At 57.1% G+C, this 252-nt stretch carries 1 tRNA gene; it reads left to right on the forward strand.

The window, feature by feature from the left end:
* Nucleotides 1-177: 177 nt before the first annotated feature.
* Nucleotides 178-250 (forward strand) — tRNA-Glu (locus AC4IHP_RS27915).
* Nucleotides 251-252 lie beyond the last annotated feature (2 nt).

Raw genomic sequence — 252 nt, forward strand, 5'->3', positions numbered from 1 at the left:
GGAATAGCTCAGTTGGTAGAGCACGACCTTGCCAAGGTCGGGGTCGCGAGTTCGAGTCTCGTTTCCCGCTCCAATTTTAAACAGCAGTGCTTTAGGGCGGTGCTGAGTGAAACCAGAACCAAATCTTCGGATGCGGATCTGGACACCGAAACACACACCATGTGTTCCGGGTAGCGTGTCCCCTTCGTCTAGTGGCCTAGGACACCGCCCTTTCACGGCGGTAACAGGGGTTCGAGTCCCCTAGGGGACGCC

The organism is Pseudomonas sp. UF-293 (assembly GCF_058245595.1).